Origin of the sequence: Streptomyces sp. CA-179760, from assembly GCF_050937045.1 — a bacterium.
In the GTDB taxonomy this organism is placed as follows: Bacteria; Actinomycetota; Actinomycetes; order Streptomycetales; family Streptomycetaceae; genus Streptomyces.
On sequence record NZ_JBNJLZ010000001.1, the window covers coordinates 5,280,393 to 5,300,188 of the forward strand.

Consider the following 19,796-nt stretch of genomic DNA (forward strand, 5'->3'; position numbering starts at 1 on the left):
GATCCGGGGCGAATCCCGGAGGTGGGGGTGCGTTTGTGCGTGTGCTGGGTAGAGTCCGTCCACATGGAGCACGAGGTGTTCGTTCCGGTTCCGGCCGAGCGGCTCAGGGAGGTGCTGGACGACCCCGCGCGGGTCGCCCGGGTGGTTCCCGGGCTCCAGCAGGACGCCGGCGCCGAGCCCGTCACCGGGCGGCTGAAGATCCGGGTCGGCAGTCACTCCGTCACCTACCGGGGTGCCGTACGGGTCTCCCGGCGGAACGACGGGGCGTACGCCGTGGAGGGCGAGGCGGAGGAGTCGCGCGGCAGCGGCTCGGTCGAGCTCGCGCTGCGGATCGGCCTGCGGGAGGCGGAGGACGGCTGCACCGTCGTGTTCGACGGCACGGCCTCGGCGGACGGACGGATCAAGGACCTGCCGGCCGACGCGGTGCGGCATGCCATCGTCCGGCTGCTGGACCGCTTCGCGGAACACCTGGCCGGGGCGGCACCGGAAACGACCACGTCCGTCGCCACCCAGGACTTCGAACCCCGGGCGACGACCGACCACGAAACGACCCCGGACGCGGACGACGAGGCTCCACCGCCGGTGAGGGCCGACGAGGACACGGCGGCTGCCGACGGGAGCGCGGCGGCTGCCGACGGGAGCGCGGCGGCTGCCGACGGGAGTGCGGCGGCTGGGCCGGGTACGGCAGCGGCCGGGGACGACGAGGGCGCCGGGCCTTCGGGGACCACCGGGAAGCCTTCGGCCTCCGGCCTTGGCGGTGAGGGTCCGGCCTCCGGTCCTGGTGGTGAGAGCCCCGCCTCCGGCCCTGGCGGCGAGGACCCGGCCGCCGGCCCCGGCGGCGAGAGCCCCACCCCCGGTGCCGCCGACGACCAGCCCCCCGCCCCCGACGACCAGCCCCCGCCCCCGAACCCCCCGTCATTCCGCCGGCCCCCGTCGGGCGGTCCGCCGAAGGGGACGAGGACGCCGAGTCCCTCGCCGAGGCGGCGCATGCGCGGCGGACGATGATCGGGCGGAGTGCCGAGGAGGTCGATCACGCCCCGCCGCGCGGGCGGTACGCGCCGGTGCCCGCGCCGCAGACCGTGACGCCCACGGCCCCGCTGCGCTGGGCGGCACCTGCCGCGGCGCTGGCCGTGGCGTCTGCCATCGTCGCGGTGCGGGCCCTGCGCCGGCGGCGTTGAAACGGCCCGCACAGCACAGTGCCCTCTTGATCACCGCAGTAGGGTCGTCCCGTGAGCGACGAAGACATCACGCTGACCGCGGGCGACGCGGAGGTGACCGTGCAGCCGGGCAACGGCGGCCGGGTCGGAGGGCTGCGGATCGGCGGCGTGGAGGTACTGCGGCAGGGGGACCGCTTCGGCTGCTTCCCGATGGTGCCGTGGTGCGGCCGGGTCCGCGACGGTCGGTTCCTGGACGGCGCCGCCGTGCGGCAGATGCCCCTCAACGCCCCGCCCCACGCCATCCACGGCACCGTCCGTGACCACGCCTGGCGCACGGCCCGCACGAGCACGGACGAGGCCGTCATCACGTACGAACTCGTCGACCCCTGGCCCCACCCGGGCCGTGTCACCCAGGTCGTCGCCCTCGCCGAGGACGCCCTGACGCTCACCATGTCCGTCGAGACGTACGACTCCTCCTTCCCGGCACAGATCGGCTGGCACCCGTGGTTCAACCGGAACCTGGGCGGCGAGGGCGCCCAGGACGTCCGTCTCGACTTCGAACCCGCCTGGCAGGAGGAGCGCGGCGACGACCACCTGCCCACCGGCAACCGTCTCGACCCGAAGCCCGGCCCCTGGGACGACTGCTTCGGGATGCCCGGCGGCGTCGACGTCACCCTGACCTGGCCCGGGCAGCTGGAGCTGAAGGTGGCGAGCCGCGAGGAGTGGGTCGTGGTCTACGACGAGCAGGAGGCCGCCGTGTGCGTGGAGCCGCAGACCGGTCCGCCCAACGGGCTCAACACGATGCCGCACCTGGTCACGCCCCTGGAGCCGCTGGAGGCCACCACGACCTGGAGCTGGCGCCGCCTCTAAGCTGGGCGCCATGACGGACACACGCGGCGCGCTGCTGCAGCAGATCAAGGACAAGGCCGTGGTGCACGGCAAGGTGACCCTGTCGTCGGGTCTGGAGGCCGACTACTACGTCGACCTGCGCCGCGTCACCCTGGACGGCGAGGCCGCCCCGCTGGTCGGGCAGGTGCTGCTGGACCTGACCGCGGAGCTGGACTTCGACGCCGTCGGCGGGCTCACCATGGGCGCCGACCCCGTCGCCGCCGCCATGCTGCACGCCGCCGCCGCGCGCGGGAGGCGCCTGGACGCCTTCGTCGTCCGCAAGGCCGCGAAGGCCCACGGGCTGCAGCGTCGCGTCGAGGGCCCGGACATCGCGGGCCGCCGTGTGCTGGTCGTCGAGGACACCTCCACCACCGGCGGCTCCCCGCTCACCGCCGTCGAGGCCGTGCGCGAGGCCGGGGCCGAGGTCGTCGCCGTCGCGACGATCGTCGACCGGGCGACCGGCGCGGCGGAGAAGATCCAGGAGGGCGCGGGGGTGCCGTACCTCTTCGCCTTCTCGAAGGACGAGCTCGGGCTGGACTGACCGGGACCCGACCAGGGCGTGGACGGTGGCCTGGACCTTCCGGCCAAGTCTGGAAAGATGGGGCCGACGATGACGTCGCATCCCAAGGTCTAGGTCAGGGCCGTAAAGAGCGCAGTACCCCAACCCGCAGATACAAGGAGCGGACGCATGCCCATCGCAACTCCCGAGGTCTACAACGAGATGCTGGACCGGGCGAAGGCAGGAAAGTTCGCCTACCCGGCCATCAACGTGACCTCCACCCAGACCCTGCACGCGGCCCTGCGCGGTTTCGCTGAGGCGGAGAGCGACGGCATCGTCCAGATCTCCACGGGTGGTGCCGAGTTCCTGGGCGGTCAGTTCAACAAGGACATGGTGACCGGTTCGGTCGCCCTGGCCGAGTTCGCGCACATCGTCGCCGAGAAGTACCCGGTGAACATCGCGCTGCACACGGACCACTGCCCGAAGGACAAGCTCGACGGGTACGTACGTCCGCTGCTGGCGCTCTCCCAGAAGCGCGTCGAGGCCGGTCTGAACCCGCTGTTCCAGTCCCACATGTGGGACGGCTCCGCCGAGACCCTGGCCGACAACCTGTCCATCGCGCAGGAGCTGCTGGAGCTCGCCCGCGCCGCCAAGATCATCCTCGAGGTGGAGATCACCCCGACCGGTGGCGAGGAGGACGGCGTCTCGCACGAGATCAACGACTCCCTGTACACCACGGTCGACGACGCGATCCGCACGGTCGAGGCCCTGGGCCTGGGCGAGAAGGGCCGCTACCTGCTGGCCGCGTCCTTCGGCAACGTGCACGGCGTGTACAAGCCGGGCAACGTCGTCCTCCGTCCCGAGCTGCTGAAGGAGCTGAACGAGGGCGTCGCCGCCAAGTTCGGCAAGCAGTCCCCGTTCGACTTCGTCTTCCACGGCGGCTCCGGCTCCACCGCCGAGGAGATCGCCACCGCGCTGGACAACGGCGTCGTGAAGATGAACCTCGACACGGACACCCAGTACGCCTTCACCCGCCCGGTCGCGGACCACATGTTCCGCAACTACGACGGTGTCCTGAAGGTCGACGGCGAGGTCGGCAACAAGAAGACCTACGACCCGCGCACCTGGGGCAAGCTGGCCGAGGCGTCCATGGCCAAGCGCGTCCTCGAGGCCTGCGGCAACCTCCGCTCCACCGGCACCAAGATCAAGTAAGGCCCCGTTCTTCCGCGGCTTTCCTGCGGTTCGAGCCCGGCACCTCCTGTGGTGCCGGGCTCTTCCGTATGCTCCCTGCATGCCCGATGTCCGGCTGGCCTCCCCGCAGGGCCGATGGATCCTGCTCACCACCGTCCTCGGTTCCAGCATGGCCCTGCTGGACTCGACCGTCGTCAATGTCGCGCTGCCGCGCATCGGCCGTGACCTCGACGCGAACCTGTCGGCCCTGCAGTGGACCGTCAACGCCTACATGGTCACGCTGGCCGGGCTGATCCTGCTGGGCGGGGCGCTGGGGGACCGGTTCGGGCGGCGGAAGGTGTTCGTCGTCGGTGTGGTGTGGTTCGCGGTGGCGTCCCTGCTGTGCGGGATCGCGCCGGACGCGGGGACGCTGATCGCCGCGCGGGCGTTGCAGGGGGTGGGCGGTGCGCTGCTCACGCCCGGGTCGCTGGCGCTGATCCAGGCGTCCTTCCATCCCGACGACCGGGGGCGGGCCGTGGGCCTGTGGTCCGGCTTCGGCGGGGTCGGGGCGGCGGTCGGGCCGTTCGTCGGCGGCTGGCTGGTGGACGGGCCGGGCTGGCGGTGGGTGTTCCTGCTGAACGTGCCGCTGGCGCTGGTGTGCGTGCCGGTGGCCCTGCGGCACGTGCCCGAATCGCGGGACCCGAGGGCCCACGGGCGGTTCGACGTGCTCGGGGCCGCGCTGGGGGCGCTGGCGCTCGCGCTGGTGACGTATGCGCTGATCGAGGCCGGTGAGGGCGGCTGGGTGGTGGCGGTCTCGGCGGGTGCCGGGCTGATCGCGGCCGTCGCGTTCGTCGTCGTCGAACGGCGCCGGCCCGACCCGATGATGCCGCCTGACATCTTCGCGTCCCGGCAGTTCACGGCCGTCAACCTGGTCACGCTGTGCGTGTACGCCGCCCTCGGGGGCTTCTTCTTCCTCGCCGCGCTCCAGCTCCAGGTCGTCGTCGGCTACTCGGCCCTCGCGGCCGGTACGGCGCTGCTGCCCACGACCGTGCTGATGCTGCTGCTGTCGGCGCGGTCGGGCGAGCTGGCCGACCGGATCGGGCCGCGGATCCCGCTGACGGTGGGGCCGCTGCTGTGCGCGGCCGGGATGCTGCTGATGCTGCGGGTCGGGCCGGGGGCGTCGTACCTGACCGATGTGCTGCCCGCTCTGGTGGTGCTCGGGCTGGGCCTGGTCACGCTGGTGGCACCCCTGACGGCGACGGTGCTGGGCTCGGTGAGCGTGGTCCGGGCCGGGCTGGCCAGCGGGATCAACAACGCGGCGGCCCGGGCGGCGGGCCTGATGGCGGTGGCGGCGCTGCCGCTGCTGGCCGGAATGGGGGAGGAGGCGTACCGGGAGCCGAGCGCCTTCGACGCGGCGTTCGGGCGGGCGATGGGGTGGTGCGCGGGGGCGCTGGTCGTCGGGGCGGTGCTCGCGGCGGCGGTGGTCCGCAGACCGCCACCGGACTGCAGGCGGCCGGAGTGCCGGACGTACGGCGGCGTGACGTCCCCACCGCTGGAGGGGGAGCCGGTGCGCAAGCGGCTGGGGTAGCGGCGAGCACCGGGGGAGACACGGATGCCCGCGGCGCAGCGGGATGCCTCAGACTTGAGGCATGTCCATTCACGAGAACCTTCTCGGGGGCCCGCCCCCGACCCACCTCCCCGACGACCCCGGGCCACGGGAGATGCTCGCTTCGGGTACGGCACCCGTCGACGTCGCCGCCGCGCACCCCACCTCCTCGCTCGCCTGGGCCCAGCTCGCCGACGAGGCGTTCGAGCGGGGCGCGGCCGTCGAGTCGTACGCGTACGCCCGCACGGGCTACCACCGCGGCCTGGACGCCCTGCGCCGCAGCGGCTGGAAGGGCCACGGCCCGGTGCCGTGGGAGCACGAGCCGAACCGCGGCTTCCTGCGCGCCCTGCACGCCCTCGCCCGCGCAGCGCAGACGATCGGCGAGCAGGAGGAGTACGAGCGCTGCTCCCAGTTCCTCAAGGACTCCTCGCCGACGGCGGCGCAGGTCCTGGGCTGACGACAGCGGTGCGGGTACGCGAGGCCCGTCCGGTCGGCGGGCGGGCCTTGCGGTTTCGGGGGACTATTGCGGAGTATGCCCGTGGGGACCGGGGCCCCCGTGTCGGATTCGGCAGGGGCGGACCGCTACCCGGAGTAATACGCAGGAGACAGCGATGTCCCTTGAGGCTCACGAGCCCGAGACCCCGCATCTCGATTTCCAAGGCACGACGCCGTACGAGGACTACGTCAAGGCGGACGTGCTCACCCACCTCCAGCACACCCTCTCGGACGATCCGGGAGAGATGGTCTTCCTGGTGACGACCCAGGTGATGGAGCTGTGGTTCACCGTCATCGTCCACGAGTGGGAGACGGCGGCCCGGGCGCTGCGCGGCGACGACATTCCGACCGCGACCGCCGCGCTGAAGCGGTCCGTGCGCGAGCTGGAGGCCCTCAACGCCTCCTGGAAGCCGCTCGCCCAGCTCACGCCCGCCCAGTTCAACTCGTACCGCAGCGCCCTCGGCGAGGGTTCCGGCTTCCAGTCGGCGATGTACCGGCGGATGGAGTTCCTGCTCGGCGAGAAGTCCGCGTCGATGCTCGTCCCGCACCGGGGCGCGGCGCGTGTGCACGCCGAGCTGGAGAAGGCGCTGCACGAGCCGAGCCTCTACGACGAGGTCGTACGGCTGCTCGCGCGGCGCGGTTACGACATCCCGGAGGCCGTGCTGGGGCGGGACGTGGCGAAGCGCTACGAGCCGGCGCCGGAGGTGGAGGCGGCCTGGACGGCCGTCTACTCGGGTGACGAGAGCGACGGCCTCGCCCGGCTGGGTGAGGCGCTGAGCGATGTCGCCGAGCTGGTGTGGCGCTGGCGCAACGACCACCTGGTCGCCACCCGCCGCGCGATGGGCTCCAAGACCGGCACGGGCGGCTCCGCCGGGGTGGCCTGGCTGGAGAAGCGGGCGCAGAAGAACGTCTTCCCCGAGCTGTGGACGGCGCGGTCCTATGTCTGAACTGGCGATGAGGGCCGAGAAGCTGGACGCCGCCGACGAACTGCGCGGCAAGCGCGACGGATTCGTCCTCGACGAGGTCGTCTACCTCGACGGCAACTCGCTCGGCGCGCTGCCGGCCGTAGTGCCCGGACGGGTCGAGGACGTCGTACGCCGTCAGTGGGGCGAGCTGCGCATCCGGTCCTGGGAGGAGAGCGGCTGGTGGACGGCGCCCGAGCGGATCGGTGACCGGATCGCCCCGCTGGTCGGGGCGGCGCCCGGGCAGGTCGTGGTGGGCGACTCGACAAGTGTCAATGTGTTCAAGGCACTTGTGGGGGCGGTGCGCCTCGCCGGGGAGGACCGCGACGAGATCCTCGTCGACGCGACGACCTTCCCGACCGACGGGTACATCGCGGAGTCGGCTGCGCGGATGACCGGCCGCATCCTGCGGCCGGTGACACCGGCTCAGGTGCCGGGCGCGCTGTCCGGCCGTACCGCCGCCGTCCTTCTCAACCACGTCGACTACCGCACCGGCCGGCTGCACGACCTGCCGGCGCTGACGGCCGCCGTGCACGAGGCGGGCGCGCTCGCCGTCTGGGACCTGTGCCACAGCGCGGGCGCCCTGCCGGTCGGGCTCGACGAGCACGGGGTGGACCTGGCCGTCGGCTGTACCTACAAGTACCTGAACGGCGGCCCGGGGTCACCGGCGTACCTGTACGTACGCCGGGAGCTGCAGGACCGCTTCGACTCCCCGCTGCCCGGCTGGAACTCCCACGCCGAGCCGTTCGGCATGCGTCCTGCCTATGAACCGGCCTCCGGTGCGCCGCGTGGCCGGGTCGGTACGCCGGACATCCTCTCCATGCTCGCTCTTGAGGCGGCCCTGGAGGTGTGGGACGGGGTGCCGGTCGAGGCGGTGCGGGCCAAGTCCCTCGCGCTGACGGACTTCTTCCTCCAGTGCGTGGCGGAGTATGTGCCCGAGGGCAGGGCCGAGTGCCTGACGCCGGTGGCGCACGCGGAGCGGGGCAGCCAGATCGCCCTGCGCTGCTCCCCCAAGCTCTCAACTTCGTTCGAGCAGGGAGGTGCCCCCATCGCCGGAGAGGTGATGAAACGGCTGATCGAGCGGGGAGTGGTCGGCGACTTCCGGGCGCCGGACGTGCTGCGCTTCGGGTTCACGCCGCTGTACGTGGGCTTCGCCGACGTGGAGCGGGCGGCGCGGGTGCTGGCGGAGACGCTGTCCCTCACGTGAGTCGCCCGTGACGGACGGACCCTGCCGATGCGGGGGCCGTCCGTTCCCGACCCGCCGTTCGTCATCAACTCGCCTCAGACGCAAGGAAACGGCTGAACCGTCCGATCTTCACCCAGCGTGACATCCACGTGTCCGCGCATGTCACCTGCCTGGTACCGTCCCGGCCAACGGCCGACTTCTGACCTGGTCCGCCCGTAGGTTCTCGCTCGTTTCGCTGGAAGGTTGGAGCATGACGGACGACGTCGCAGCAGCACGGGCCGCTGCCGAGGAGAAGTCGGTGTTCTCCCACGAGCCCGTCGGTCCCGACGCCACCGCCGCCTACGGCGACCACCCCGACCAGGTGATCGACTTCTACGCCCCGCGCGCGGAGGCCGGGCCGGGCGGGCCCGCCCCGGTCGTCCTCGTGCTGCACGGCGGTGCCTGGCGGGCGCCGTACGACCGGCGTCACATCAGCCCGTTCGCGGACTTCCTCGCCCGTCGCGGAATGGCCGTGGCCAGTGCCGAGTACCGGTGCGGTGGCGACGACGACTCCCTCGCGGGCCGCTGGCCCGACACCTTCGACGACGTGGCCGCCGCGCTGGACGCCCTTCCGGCGCTGGTACGGGATCTGCTGCCGCAGGCCGACCCGCGCCGGACGGTCCTCACCGGCCACTCGGCGGGCGGGCACCTCGCGCTGTGGGGCGCTGCCCGGCACGTCCTGCCGCCCGGCTCGCCCTGGCGCAGTGGCGGTTCGGCGGCGCTGCGGGGTGTGGTCGCCCTCGCGCCGATCGCGGACTTCGCGGTCGCCGACAAACTTGACGTGTGCGGGGGTGCCGTACGCCAACTCCTGGGCGGGGACGAGCACTTCGCCGAGCGGCAGCCGTACGCGGACCCGGCGCTGCTGCTGCCGACCGGCATCGCCACCACCCTCGTCCAGGGGCGCGCGGACCTCGATGTGCCGCAGATGGTCGCCGAGTCGTACGCGGAGGCGGCGGCGAAGGCCGGGGAGATGGTGGGGGTGACGCTGCTGGAGGACGTCGGGCACTTCCCGCTCATCGACCCCGCGGCGGACGCGTGTGCCGTGGTGGCTCAGGAGATCGAGCAACTGGCCTGGTGAGAGGCCTTCCCCGGGGGACCCTTGGGTGGGTCCCCGGGCATACCCGTAGTACCTGAGAGCTACTCCGCAGGTGAGTTCCCCGGTGGGACGCGGACGACGAGTCCCGCTCCGTAACTTCCCTTCCGTGCAGACCCGATGGCCGGGTGCGCTGGAGGGGGACGACCATGGGGTCCGCATCGAGGTACCGCCGTAGCGGGGGCCGGGGCGACGGCGACGGACCTGGTGCGCGGCGCCGCAGCGGCAGATGGCGTCGTGGCGCGCTCGCCGCTCTCGTCACGGGGGCGGTGGTTCTCCCTCTTTCCGGGGCGGTGCGGCCGGAGATCCCCGCGCCCGCACCCGCCACTCTCGCTCCGCTCAGCGCGTCGACGCTGGACGAGGCGTACGCGGCCAACCGTGCCAACGCAGCCGAAGCGTCCCGCATGGCCGCGGGCCGTCACGACCGGGCCCGTGCCGCGACCGACCGTTCCCTGGCCGCCCCGGCCCGGCACCTCCTCGCCTTCGACGGCCGCGGCTCCGGGCAGGTCACGGAAGTCCTGGGCGACCTCGCCCGGGCCGACCGGATAGCCGTCCTGGTCCCCGGCTCCGACACGAGCCTCGACACCTACGGCCGTTTCCACGCGGCCGCCGCCGCGCTGCACGGGCAGCTCGTCCGGCAGGCCCCGGCGGGCACGCGCACCGCGGTGGTGGCCTGGCTGGGCTACGAGACGCCGGGCACGGTCAGCACGACGGTCACCACGACCGGCAGGGCGGAGCAGGCGGCCCCGCGGCTGCGCGCCCTGGTCTCCGGCCTGCGCGCCATCGCGGGCGACGGGGCGCGTATCTCGCTGCTGTGCCACTCGTACGGCTCGGTCGTCTGCGGGCGGGCCGCCGCCGGGCTCGCCGTCGAGGACGTCGCGCTCGTCGGCAGCCCCGGCACCGGCGCGGACTCCGCCGCCGGCCTGCGTACCCGCGCCCGCGTCTGGGCGGCCCGCGGCGGCGACGACTGGGTGGCGAACGTCCCGCATGTCAGCACGGACCTGTTCGGCACCACCGTCGGCTTCGGCACCGACCCCGTCTCCCCGGCCTTCGGCGCCCGGGTCTTCGAGGCCGGCGACGGCGGCCACAGCGACTACTTCAGGCCCGGCACGGACTCCCTGACCAACCTGACCCGGATCGTCCTGGGCGAGACCAAGGCGGTGACCCATGACTGACGTCGGCGTACGGACGACCGGCATCGGCGTACGAGGTGTCCGGCATGCGGTGCTCCGTGGCGCCGACCGCGTCGGCAGGGCCACCCCGGCCGGCCGGGACCGGGCCGTGGACGCCCTGCGCGCCGCCGCGGTGCTCGGTGTCGTCCTCGGCCACTGGCTGGTCACCGCCCTGGTCTCCGACGGCCGCGCCCTGCGCACGGCGAGTCCGCTCAGGGACATGCCCTGGCTGACGCCCGTCTCCTGGCTGTTCCAGACACTCGCCGTGTTCTTCCTGGTCGGCGGCCATGTCGCCACGCGCGGGTACGCCTCGGCCCGGGCCCGGGGCGTCCCGTACCACCGCTGGCTGACGGGCCGTCTGACGCGGTTGTTCAAGCCGGTCGCGGCCGTCCTCGGCCTGTGGACGGTCGCCGCGCTCGCGCTGTTGCTGTCCGGCGCCGAGTTCGGGACGGTCCGCACGCTCGTGAAGCTGGCCCTGTCCCCGCTGTGGTTCCTCGTGGTGTTCGCCGTGCTGACGGCGGCGACTCCGTTGCTGACCCGGCTGAACCCGCTGTGGCCGCTGGCCGTCGTACTGCATGTGGACCTTGTGCGGTTCGGCCTGGGCGGCCCCGCCTGGCTGGGCTGGGTGAATGTGGCGGCGGGCTGGATGGTGCCCTACACCCTGGGCGCGGCCTGGACCCGGGGCGAGCTGGAGGGCCGGCGCGCGGGCTGGGTACTGCTCGGCTGTGGTGCGGTGGCGACCGCCGTGCTCGTCGCCTTCGCCGGCTACCCGGCGTCGATGGTCGGCGTCCCGGGCGAGGGCATGTCCAACCTGGACCCGCCGACGCTGGCCGTCGTCACCTTCGGGCTGGCCCAGTGCGGTCTCGCCCTGCTGCTGCGCGAGCGGCTGCGCCGCGCGATGCGCCGGCCCGTGGCCTGGGCGGCGGTGGCGTTCGTCAACCTGTCGGCGATGACCGTCTTCCTGTGGCACCAGACGGCCCTGATGGCCACGACGGCCACCGGCCTCCTCGCGGGCCGGCTCCCCGGCCTGCACACGCGGCCCGACGGGCTCGACTGGGTGGGGGCCCGGCTCCTGTGGCTTCCCGTGTTCGTCCTGGCCCTGGCGATCTGCTGCGCCGCGTTCCGTTCCTTCGAACGGGGTGGCGACCCGGGCCGTCGGCCGCGGGTGGTGCGGGCGCACCGGCCGGCCGGCCGGCGGACAGCGGCGAAGGCCCGCCATGTCTAGGCTGGGCCGCGTGACGGACACGGGGGTGGGCCGCGCGCTGCGAGCGCGCGTCAGGGGCTGGCTGCGGGCGCTGCGCGAGGACCTGTGGACGGCCCGGGTCGACCCGCTGCCGCCCTCCACCTGGCTGCGCTGGCTGCCGCACGGGCTGGTGTGCCTGGCCGGGTTCGGCGTCCTGGTCGGAGCCATGGGCGACATGGTGGACAACGGCCACCTGAACCCCGGAGCGGCATTCCTGGTCGCGTGCGGGCAGGCCGGCGCCATGATCCTCGGGATGTGGCGGCCGGTCCCGGGGTGGTGGCTGTCCACGGTGAGCTGGGTGCTGGGCGCCGCCGCGCTGCACGGCCGGCTGGGCTCCGACGACGACACCTACACCTGGCCCTGGACGGCGGCCGGGATCATCTCCCACCTGTTCGTGCTGCTGCTGCTCGCGCTGCGCGTGCGCACCCGCGCGGCGGTGGGAGCGCTGGCCGTGACGGTGGTGCTCACCTACGTCCTCCAGGGCTGGTGGTCGGCCGGTGTGCGCTACGACGCCACCAGCCTGATCGCGGTCCCGCTGTCCGCCATCGTCGTGCTCGTCGGCACCGCCCTGCGCGGCCGCCGCGAGGCCCGCGCGGAACTCGTCGAGCAGACCACGCTCACCGCCGAGGAGCGCACCCGGCGCACCCTGCTGGAGGAGCGCAGCCGTATCGCGCGGGAGCTGCACGACGTGGTGGCCCACCACATGTCGGTCATCTCCATCCAGGCGCAGGTCGCCCCGCACCTCGTCGAGGACCCGTCCGACGAGCTCAAGGAGAACCTCGCGGGCATCCGGCAGAACGCGGTGGAGGCGCTGACCGAGCTGCGCCGGGTGCTGGGCGTGCTGCGCTCGGAGCACCCCGGGCCGGGGAAGAGCCTCGTCGGCCCGGGCGGCGACACCGCCGACCACGCCCCGCAGCCCACCCTCGACCGGCTCGACGCGCTGGTGGAGAACACCCGGGCCGCCGGCCGCGAGGTCACCGTCGAGATCATCGGCGAGCGGCGCCCACTGCCGCCCGGCGTGGAGCTGTCGGCGTACCGGATCGTGCAGGAGGCCCTGAGCAACGTCCTGCGGCACGCGCCCGGCGCGAGCGCCAAGGTCCGTCTCACGTACCAGCCGGACGGTCTGGAGGTGGAGATAGTCAACTCCCGGCCGACCGGGCCCGCGTCGCCCTCGACGGGAGCGGGGCACGGACTGCTCGGCATGCGGGAGCGGGTCGCCATGCTCGGCGGCACCATGACGGCGCACCCGTGGCACTGGGACGGCTTCAAGGTCACCGCGTTCCTCCCGGAGACCCCGCCCGCCGACCCGACGCCGGGCACCGACCAGATCACCTACCACTTTCCCGACCCCGACCCCGAGGCAGGAACCCCATGACGAGCGGCACAGGCCATCCCATCCGGGTCCTCATCGTCGACGACCAGGCGATGGTCCGGCAGGGCTTCACCGTGCTGCTCGGCGTCCAGCCCGACATAGAGGTCGTCGGCGAGGCGAAGGAGGGGGCGGAAGCCGTCGCGAAGGCCGCCGAGACCGCCCCGGACGTCGTCCTGATGGACATCCGCATGCCCGGGGTCGGCGGTATCGAGGCCACCGAGCTGATCACGGCCGCGCACCCGGACATCAAGGTGCTGGTGCTCACCACCTTCGATCTCGACGAGTACGTGTACGACGCGCTGCGCGCCGGGGCTTCCGGGTTCCTGCTGAAGGACGCCTCGTCGGAGCAGCTCGCCGAGGCGGTCCGGGTGGTGGCGGCCGGGGAGGCCCTGCTCGCCCCGGTCATCACGCGCAAGCTGATCGCCGAGTTCTCCCGGCTGGACGACCGGCCCCGCTCCCCGCTCAAGGAACGGGTCGGCGATCTGACCGAGCGGGAGACGGAGGTGCTCGCCCTGATCGCGCAGGGCCTGTCGAACGGGGAGATCGCCCGGCACCTGTTCGTCGCCGAGCAGACGGTGAAGACCCATGTGGGCCGGATCCTGGTGAAGCTGGGGCTCAGGGACCGGACGCAGGCGGCGGTGTTCGCGTACGAGTCGGGGCTGGTGCGGCCGTCGGGGTACTGAGAGCCACCGCCCCTGGGGTCCGCCGCCCCCGTAGTACCTGAGAGGGAGGCTGAGGAACCCCTCTCACTGGGGACGACCGGGACCCGGGGGGAGGCCTACCTTTCTGTACGTGACCGAGACGACTCACATCCAGAGCACGCCACCGGGGGCCGGGGCCGAGCCGCGCAGCCCGGAGTACCGGGTGGCGGTGGACTCCCTGCGCGGGCTGCGGCAGGACCTCATCCATGACGCCTTCGCCTACCGGCCGCTGCCCGGCCGGCGCACGGACGGGCGGTTCGCCCGGCGGCTGCCAGGCCGCCTGCGGGAGTACGCGGCCTGGGCCCCGCACGCCCTGATCGTCGCGGCGGCCCTGATCTCCGTGGCCTTCGCCACCGTCGACTCCGGCGGACCCGCCGCGCTGATGGGGCTGTTCTGCGCGGTTCCGGTGCTGCTGACCATGGTGCGGCCGGTGGGGGCCTTCTGGGCCTCCATGGTCTCCACCCCGGTCGTGGCCGTGGTCGGCAGCCGCTGGTTCGAATGGCCGTGGGCGGCCGGCAGCTTCGTCAGCCATCTGACCGTGCTGACGGTGGTGGCGATGCGCACCAGGCCGCGCACGGCCGGGTGGATGTGGGCGCTGACGGCGCTGTACGCCCTCGTCGCGGACAGCGGCATCGGCCCGACCTACATGTACGGCAGCAACTCCGGCGCCATGATGATCATCTCGGCGCTGGTCCTGCTCTGCGTCACCGTCCGGCACATCCGCCGGGACGCCGTGCAGGAGGTCACCGCCCAGCAGACGGTCACCGCGCACGAGCGGTCCCGCCGCACCCTGCTGGAGGAGCGCACGACGATCGCCCGCGAGCTGCACGACGTCGTCGCCCACCACATGTCGGTGGTCGCCATCCAGGCGGAGGCCGCGCCCTACCGGGTGGAGAACCCGCCGCCGGAGCTGGAGAAGGCCTTCGCCACGATCCGGGAGAACGCGGTGGCGGCCCTGACCGAACTGCGCCGCGTCCTGGGCGTCGTCCGCGCCGAGGACTACGAGGCCCCGGACGCCCCGCAGCCCACGCTCGCCGACCTGGACGGGCTGCTGGCCAATGTGCGGGACGCCGGGCTGGCCGTGGACAAGGCGGTGACGGGGGCGGTGCGCGAACTCCCCCAGGGCGTGGAGCTGTCGGCGTACCGCATCGTGCAGGAGGCGCTGAGCAACACCCTGCGGCACGCACCGGGCGCGACCGCCCGCGTCGAGATCGGCTATGTGCTCGGCGGGCTGGGGCTGCGCATAGTCAACGGCCCGCCGCCGAACCCCAGCCTGATCAAGCCCTCGCCCGGCGCCGGACACGGCATCACCGGCATGCGGGAGCGGGTGTCGATGCTGGGCGGCGAGATGACGGCGGGCCGCACGGACGACGAAGGCTACGAGGTGGCGGTGTTCCTGCCGGTCGCACTGCCGGACGCACTGCCGGACGAGGGTGACGCATGACCATTCGCGTACTGATCGCGGACGACCAGATGATGGTGCGCGAGGGCTTCTCGGTCCTGCTGAACGCGATGCCGGAGATCGAGGTCGTCGGCGAGGCGGTGAACGGCCGGGAGGCCGTCGCGAAGGTCCGCGAGCTCGCCCCGGACGTCGTGCTGATGGACATCCGCATGCCCGAGCTGAACGGCATCGAGGCGACCCGCGAGATCGTCGCCGCCGACAGCGAGGCGAAGGTGCTGGTGCTCACCACCTTCGACCTCGACGAGTACGTGTACCAGGCGCTGCGTGCGGGAGCCTCGGGCTTCCTCCTCAAGGACGCCTCGGCCCGGCAGCTCGCCGACGGGGTGCGCATCGTGGCCGCCGGGGAGGCCCTCCTGGCCCCCTCGGTGACCAGGCGCCTGATCACCGAGTTCTCCAAGCTCTCCGAGACCCCGCGCCTCATGCCCTCCGCGCAGGCGGCGTACGGGGACCTCACCGATCGGGAGACGGAGGTGCTGGTCCTGATCGCGCAGGGGCTGTCGAACGCGGAGATCGCCGAGCGGCTGGTGGTAGCCGAGTCGACGATCAAGACGCATGTCAGCCGGATCCTGGTGAAGCTGGGCCTCAGGGACCGCACCCAGGCGGCGGTGTTCGCGTACGAGGCGCGGCTGGTGACGCCCGGCTAGCCGGGGGCAGGGGCCGTTCGGGTCGGAACACCCCTGGTCGGAGACGGGGATCCGGGCTAGCGTCCGTCCATGGCAGCTGCTTTCGACTTCGCGTTCGACCCGTGGGACCCGGCCTTCCTCGCCGACCCGTACCCCGCCTATGCCGAGCTGCGGGCCAGGGGCCGCGTGCACTACTACGAGCCCACGAACCAGTGGCTCGTCCCGCACCACGCGGATGTCTCGGCCCTGCTGCGCGACCGGCGCCTCGGCCGGACGTACCAGCACCGTTTCACGCACGAGGAGTTCGGCCGCACCCCGCCGCCGGGGGAGCACGAGCCGTTCCACACGCTCAACGACCACGGGATGCTCGACCTGGAGCCGCCGGACCACACCCGGATCCGGCGCCTGGTGTCGAAGGCGTTCACACCGCGCACGGTGGAGCGGCTGAAGCCGTATGTGCGGGCCCTGGCCGACGACCTGACGTCGGCGCTGGTGGCGGCCGGCGGCGGGGATCTGCTCAAGGACGTGGCGGAACCCCTCCCCGTCGCGGTGATCGCCGAGATGCTCGGCATCCCGGAGTCCGACCGGGCCCCACTGCGCCCCTGGTCGGCGGACATCTGCGGGATGTACGAACTGAACCCGTCCGAGGAGACGGCGGCGAAGGCGGTCCGGGCCTCCATCGAGTTCTCCGGCTACCTGCGCGAACTGATCGCGGCCCGCCGCAAGGAACCGGGCGACGACCTCATCTCGGGCCTCATCGAGGCACACGACGAGGGCGACCGCCTCACCGAGCAGGAGATGATCTCGACGGCGGTCCTCCTGCTGAACGCCGGCCACGAGGCCACGGTGAACTCCACGGTCAACGGCTGGTACGCCCTGTTCCGCAACGAGCCCCAGCTGGCGGCCCTGCGCGCCGACCACAGCCTCGTCCCCACCGCCGTCGAGGAACTGATGCGCTACGACACCCCGCTGCAGCTCTTCGAACGCTGGGTCCTGGACGACATCGAACTCGCCGGCACGACGATCCCACGCGGCGCGGAGATCGCCCTCCTCTTCGGCTCCGCCAACCACGACCCCGGGGTCTTCTCCGACCCGGCCCGCCTCGACCTGACCCGCAAGGACAACCCCCACATCTCCTTCAGCGCGGGCATCCACTACTGCATCGGCGCACCCCTGGCCCGCCTCGAACTGGCGGCATCGATGGGGGCGTTGCTGGAGAAGGCCCCGACCCTGCGACTGGCCGCCGAGCCCGATCGCAAGCCGAACTTCGTGATCCGGGGTCTGGAAGGGCTCAGCGTCGCGGTCTGAGACGCCGGAGCAGGGCCCAGGCCGCCAGGGCGGCGGCGATGCCGCCGAGGACCGCCAGCGGCAGTTCGGCGTAGAGCACGCTCCAGTCCGGGGCCGCCTCGAACCGCCAGAGGCGCTCCCGGACGCCGACGGCCCACACCGCGAGTCCCGCGCCCGCGCCGACCGCCGCGGTCAGACATCCTGCCGCGGCCTGCGTACGTTGTCCCATGCCCGGCATGGACGTACGCGGGCCGCTTCGCAGTTCCCGCCGCCACTGCTCAGGTCGTCATGTCCCGGCGCCGCAGGCCGGCCAGGCCGGTGCCCACCAGCACCACCGCCAGCCCCAGCAGGACCAGCACCGGCCCCCACTCCATCTCCCCGCCGGGCAACTTGGGCAGATGGCCGAAGGGAGACAGGTCCAGCACCGCCTGCGGTACGTCCAGCGCCGGTCCGACCCAGCCGATCAGCAGCACCGCTCCCGCGATGCCCCAGGCCGCCGCGGCCGCCCGGGGCAGTACGCCGATCAGCAGGACCGTGAGGCCGCCGATCACCCAGATCGCCGGGAGTTGCACGAGGCAGGCGCCGATGACCGGGCCGGTCTCCCTGCCGTAGCCGAGGGCGAAGCCCAGGCCGGCCAGCAGCATCAGGAGTGCCGCACCGCCGAAGGCGATCACCAGATGCCCGGCGGCCCACCGCAGCCGCCCGACCGCGTTCGCCAGGACCGGTTCCGCGCGGCCCGACGTCTCCTCGCCGTGCAGACGCAGCACCGACGCCACGATGTACAGGGCCGCGACCAGGCCGAGCATGCCGACCATCGATGCCAGGAACGCGTCCGTCAGTCCGGAGTGCCCGCCCATCCGCTCGAAGATCCGCCGGGCCCCGGCGTTGTCGCCGACCAGGTCGGCCGCGCCCTCGGTCATGCCGCCGTAGACGACCCCGGCGAGGAGGAAACCGATGCTCCAGCCGAGCACACCGCCCCGCTGCAACCGCCAGGCCAGTGCGCCCGCGCTGCCCAGGCGGCCGGTCGCGGGACCTGGCCGGGTGGGCAGGAAGCTCATGCCGATGTCCCGGCGGCCGGCCAGGGCGTAGGCCACCGCGCCCTGGAGCAGGACCGCCCCGGCGAGCAGCGCCAGCACCCACCAGCGTTCGTCCGCGTACGGCCGCAGGTTCTCCAGCCACCCGAGCGGCGACACCCACGTCAGGATCGATGAGCCGTCATCCGTGGCCGAGTCGCCCGCCGCGCGCAGCAGGAACGCGGCGCCCAGCACCGCCGCCGTCAGCCCTCGGGCCAGCCGCGCGCTCTCCGTCAGCTGGGCGACGATCGCCGCCATGGTGGCGAAGACCATCCCGGCTCCGGCGATCCCGAGGCCCAGGGCCAGCGCACCCGCCACACCCTGCCCGGCCAGTCCGGCCGTCACCAGCAGCGCCAGTGCGGCGTTCGCGACCGCCGCCGCCAGCAGGGCCGACGTCAGGGAGGCCCGGCGGCCCACCATCCCGGACGCCACCAGCTCCTGACGGCCGCTCTCCTCCTCGTCCCGGGTGTGCCGTACGACGACCAGCAGGCTCGTCACGGCGGCCAGGGCGCCCGCGTAGACGCCGACCCGCCAGGCCGTCAGGGCGCCGAGCGAGTCGTCGAAGACCGGGCCGATCATCGCGCGCAGCGAGGAGTTGGTGGCCATCTGCCGGATCAGGTCGGCGCGTTCGGCCGCCGTGCCGTACAGGCCCTCCAGCGTGTTCGGCATGGAGAGGACCATCAGGGCGTTCACCCCGATCCACACCGGGATCATCAGCCGGTCGCGGCGCAACGCGAACCGCAGCAGCGTGCCCGTCCCGGCCAGTTGGCGTGAGGTGCCGGGCCGCACCGCGAAGGCCGTCATCGGGCCGCCGCCTCGTCCGCCTCGTTCTGGTAGTGCCGCAGGAAGAGCTCCTCCAGCGTCGGCGGCGTCGACGTCAGCGACCGCACCCCCGACTCGCTCAGCGACCGCAGTACGCCGTCCAGCCGGTCGGTGTCGACCTGGAGCCGGACGTGGTGCCCCCGCACGTCGAGGTCGTGGACGCCGGGCAGCTCCGCGAGCCCGTTGGGCGGGCCCGCGAGTTCGGCGAGGACGCTGGTGCGGGTCAGATGCCGCAGCTCGGCGAGCGACCCGCTCTCGACCGTACGGCCCTTGCGGATGATGCTCACCCGGTCGCACAGCTCCTCCACCTCGCTGAGGATGTGGGAGGAGAGCAGGATCGTGCGGCCCCGGTCGCGCTCCTCGGCGACGCACCGCTGGAAGACCTCCTCCATCAGCGGGTCCAGGCCCGAGGTCGGCTCGTCCAGGATCAGCAGGTCGACGTCCGAGGCGAACGCGGCGACCAGGGCGACCTTCTGCCGGTTGCCCTTGGAGTACGTACGGCCCTTCTTGGTGGGGTCGAGCTCGAAGCGCTCGATCAGTTCCGCCCGGCGCCGGGCGTCGAGCCCTCCGCGCAGCCGGCCGTAGAGGTCGATGACCTCGCCGCCGGAGAGGTTGCGCCACAGGGTCACGTCGCCGGGGACGTAGGCGATCCGGCGGTGCGCCTCGACCGCGTCCGTCCACGGGTCGCGGCCGAGCACCTGCGCGGCGCCCGAGTCTGCGCGCAGCAGGCCGAGCAGGACGCGGATGGTGGTGGACTTTCCGGCGCCGTTGGGGCCGAGGAAGCCGTGGACCTCGCCGGAGGCGACCTCCAGATCGAGCCCGTCGAGAGCGTGCGTCCGCCCGAAGGACTTGTGCAGTCCGGAGACGGTGATGGCCTTCGTCATGTTTCAGAACGTACGCTTCCTTCAGAAATTTGTGAAGTTAAGGAACCGTATGAATCACGGAT

20 protein-coding genes are annotated in these 19,796 nt (G+C 73.0%); 17 read left to right on the forward strand and 3 right to left on the reverse strand.

The window, feature by feature from the left end; translation table 11 throughout:
* Window positions 1-63: 63 nt before the first annotated feature.
* From ACQEV8_RS23940 to ACQEV8_RS24020, 17 genes are all read left to right on the forward strand, one after another.
* Window positions 64-1,005 carry an SRPBCC family protein gene (locus tag ACQEV8_RS23940; protein ID WP_432963579.1) on the forward strand — a complete coding sequence of 314 codons (942 nt, stop codon included), beginning with the start codon at window positions 64-66 and terminating at the stop codon, window positions 1,003-1,005.
* Window positions 1,002-1,178: a hypothetical protein gene (locus tag ACQEV8_RS23945; RefSeq protein WP_432963582.1), complete on the forward strand. Its 177-nt coding sequence runs from the start codon at window positions 1,002-1,004 to the stop codon at window positions 1,176-1,178. The genes ACQEV8_RS23940 and ACQEV8_RS23945 overlap by 4 nt, the downstream gene beginning before the upstream one ends.
* A gap of 51 nt (window positions 1,179-1,229) precedes the next feature.
* Window positions 1,230-2,027 carry an aldose 1-epimerase gene (locus ACQEV8_RS23950; protein ID WP_432963585.1) on the forward strand — a complete coding sequence of 266 codons (798 nt, stop codon included), beginning with the start codon at window positions 1,230-1,232 and terminating at the stop codon, window positions 2,025-2,027.
* A gap of 10 nt (window positions 2,028-2,037) precedes the next feature.
* Window positions 2,038-2,586 carry an orotate phosphoribosyltransferase gene (gene pyrE, locus ACQEV8_RS23955; protein ID WP_356654571.1) on the forward strand — a complete coding sequence of 183 codons (549 nt, stop codon included), beginning with the start codon at window positions 2,038-2,040 and terminating at the stop codon, window positions 2,584-2,586.
* A gap of 147 nt (window positions 2,587-2,733) precedes the next feature.
* The gene (gene fbaA, locus ACQEV8_RS23960; RefSeq protein ID WP_432963588.1) at window positions 2,734-3,756 is read left to right on the forward strand and encodes a class II fructose-bisphosphate aldolase; all 1,023 of its coding nucleotides are present in this window, start codon (window positions 2,734-2,736) and stop codon (window positions 3,754-3,756) included.
* A 79-nt stretch (window positions 3,757-3,835) separates the two neighbouring features.
* Window positions 3,836-5,302 carry an MFS transporter gene (locus tag ACQEV8_RS23965; RefSeq protein ID WP_432963591.1) on the forward strand — a complete coding sequence of 489 codons (1,467 nt, stop codon included), beginning with the start codon at window positions 3,836-3,838 and terminating at the stop codon, window positions 5,300-5,302.
* A 61-nt stretch (window positions 5,303-5,363) separates the two neighbouring features.
* Complete coding sequence (locus ACQEV8_RS23970) at window positions 5,364-5,777, forward strand: DUF3151 domain-containing protein (protein ID WP_382593790.1); 414 nt, start codon at window positions 5,364-5,366, stop codon at window positions 5,775-5,777.
* A 154-nt stretch (window positions 5,778-5,931) separates the two neighbouring features.
* Window positions 5,932-6,762 carry a tryptophan 2,3-dioxygenase family protein gene (locus ACQEV8_RS23975; RefSeq protein ID WP_432963595.1) on the forward strand — a complete coding sequence of 277 codons (831 nt, stop codon included), beginning with the start codon at window positions 5,932-5,934 and terminating at the stop codon, window positions 6,760-6,762.
* A complete protein-coding gene (gene kynU / locus ACQEV8_RS23980) occupies window positions 6,755-7,984 on the forward strand; it encodes a kynureninase (protein WP_432963598.1) in 1,230 nt (409 codons plus the stop codon). The genes ACQEV8_RS23975 and kynU overlap by 8 nt, the downstream gene beginning before the upstream one ends.
* Before the next feature lie 229 nt (window positions 7,985-8,213).
* A complete protein-coding gene (locus tag ACQEV8_RS23985; protein ID WP_432963601.1) occupies window positions 8,214-9,080 on the forward strand; it encodes an alpha/beta hydrolase in 867 nt (288 codons plus the stop codon).
* Window positions 9,081-9,244: 164 nt separating this feature from the next.
* On the forward strand, window positions 9,245-10,270 hold the full coding sequence (locus ACQEV8_RS23990) for an alpha/beta hydrolase (RefSeq protein ID WP_432963604.1): 1,026 nt from the start codon (window positions 9,245-9,247) through the stop codon (window positions 10,268-10,270).
* A complete protein-coding gene (locus tag ACQEV8_RS23995) occupies window positions 10,263-11,492 on the forward strand; it encodes an acyltransferase family protein (protein ID WP_432963606.1) in 1,230 nt (409 codons plus the stop codon). The genes ACQEV8_RS23990 and ACQEV8_RS23995 overlap by 8 nt, the downstream gene beginning before the upstream one ends.
* On the forward strand, window positions 11,485-12,885 hold the full coding sequence (locus ACQEV8_RS24000; RefSeq protein WP_432963609.1) for a sensor histidine kinase: 1,401 nt from the start codon (window positions 11,485-11,487) through the stop codon (window positions 12,883-12,885). The genes ACQEV8_RS23995 and ACQEV8_RS24000 overlap by 8 nt, the downstream gene beginning before the upstream one ends.
* Window positions 12,882-13,565 carry a response regulator gene (locus ACQEV8_RS24005; protein WP_432963612.1) on the forward strand — a complete coding sequence of 228 codons (684 nt, stop codon included), beginning with the start codon at window positions 12,882-12,884 and terminating at the stop codon, window positions 13,563-13,565. Before ACQEV8_RS24000 ends, ACQEV8_RS24005 begins: the two co-directional genes overlap by 4 nt.
* A gap of 109 nt (window positions 13,566-13,674) precedes the next feature.
* Window positions 13,675-15,027 (forward strand): sensor histidine kinase, encoded by a 1,353-nt coding sequence (locus tag ACQEV8_RS24010; RefSeq protein WP_432963615.1) that lies wholly within the window; start codon window positions 13,675-13,677, stop codon window positions 15,025-15,027.
* On the forward strand, window positions 15,024-15,689 hold the full coding sequence (locus tag ACQEV8_RS24015) for a response regulator (RefSeq protein ID WP_432963618.1): 666 nt from the start codon (window positions 15,024-15,026) through the stop codon (window positions 15,687-15,689). Before ACQEV8_RS24010 ends, ACQEV8_RS24015 begins: the two co-directional genes overlap by 4 nt.
* A gap of 69 nt (window positions 15,690-15,758) precedes the next feature.
* Entirely contained in the window at window positions 15,759-16,976 is a 1,218-nt protein-coding gene (locus ACQEV8_RS24020; protein ID WP_432963621.1) for a cytochrome P450, read from the forward strand.
* Here ACQEV8_RS24020 and ACQEV8_RS24025 read toward each other — a convergent pair.
* Genes ACQEV8_RS24025 through ACQEV8_RS24035 form a run of 3 tightly spaced genes read right to left on the reverse strand, consistent with a single transcriptional unit; the run spans window position 16,960 to window position 19,734 of the window.
* Window positions 16,960-17,184, reverse strand: coding sequence for a hypothetical protein (locus ACQEV8_RS24025; protein WP_432963624.1), 225 nt, complete (start codon window positions 17,182-17,184; stop codon window positions 16,960-16,962). The genes ACQEV8_RS24020 and ACQEV8_RS24025 overlap by 17 nt on opposite strands.
* 49 nt (window positions 17,185-17,233) lie before the next feature.
* Window positions 17,234-18,832 carry an ABC transporter permease gene (locus ACQEV8_RS24030; protein ID WP_432963627.1) on the reverse strand — a complete coding sequence of 533 codons (1,599 nt, stop codon included), beginning with the start codon at window positions 18,830-18,832 and terminating at the stop codon, window positions 17,234-17,236.
* Entirely contained in the window at window positions 18,829-19,734 is a 906-nt protein-coding gene (locus ACQEV8_RS24035) for an ABC transporter ATP-binding protein (RefSeq protein ID WP_432963630.1), read from the reverse strand. The genes ACQEV8_RS24030 and ACQEV8_RS24035 overlap by 4 nt, the downstream gene beginning before the upstream one ends.
* Window positions 19,735-19,796 lie beyond the last annotated feature (62 nt).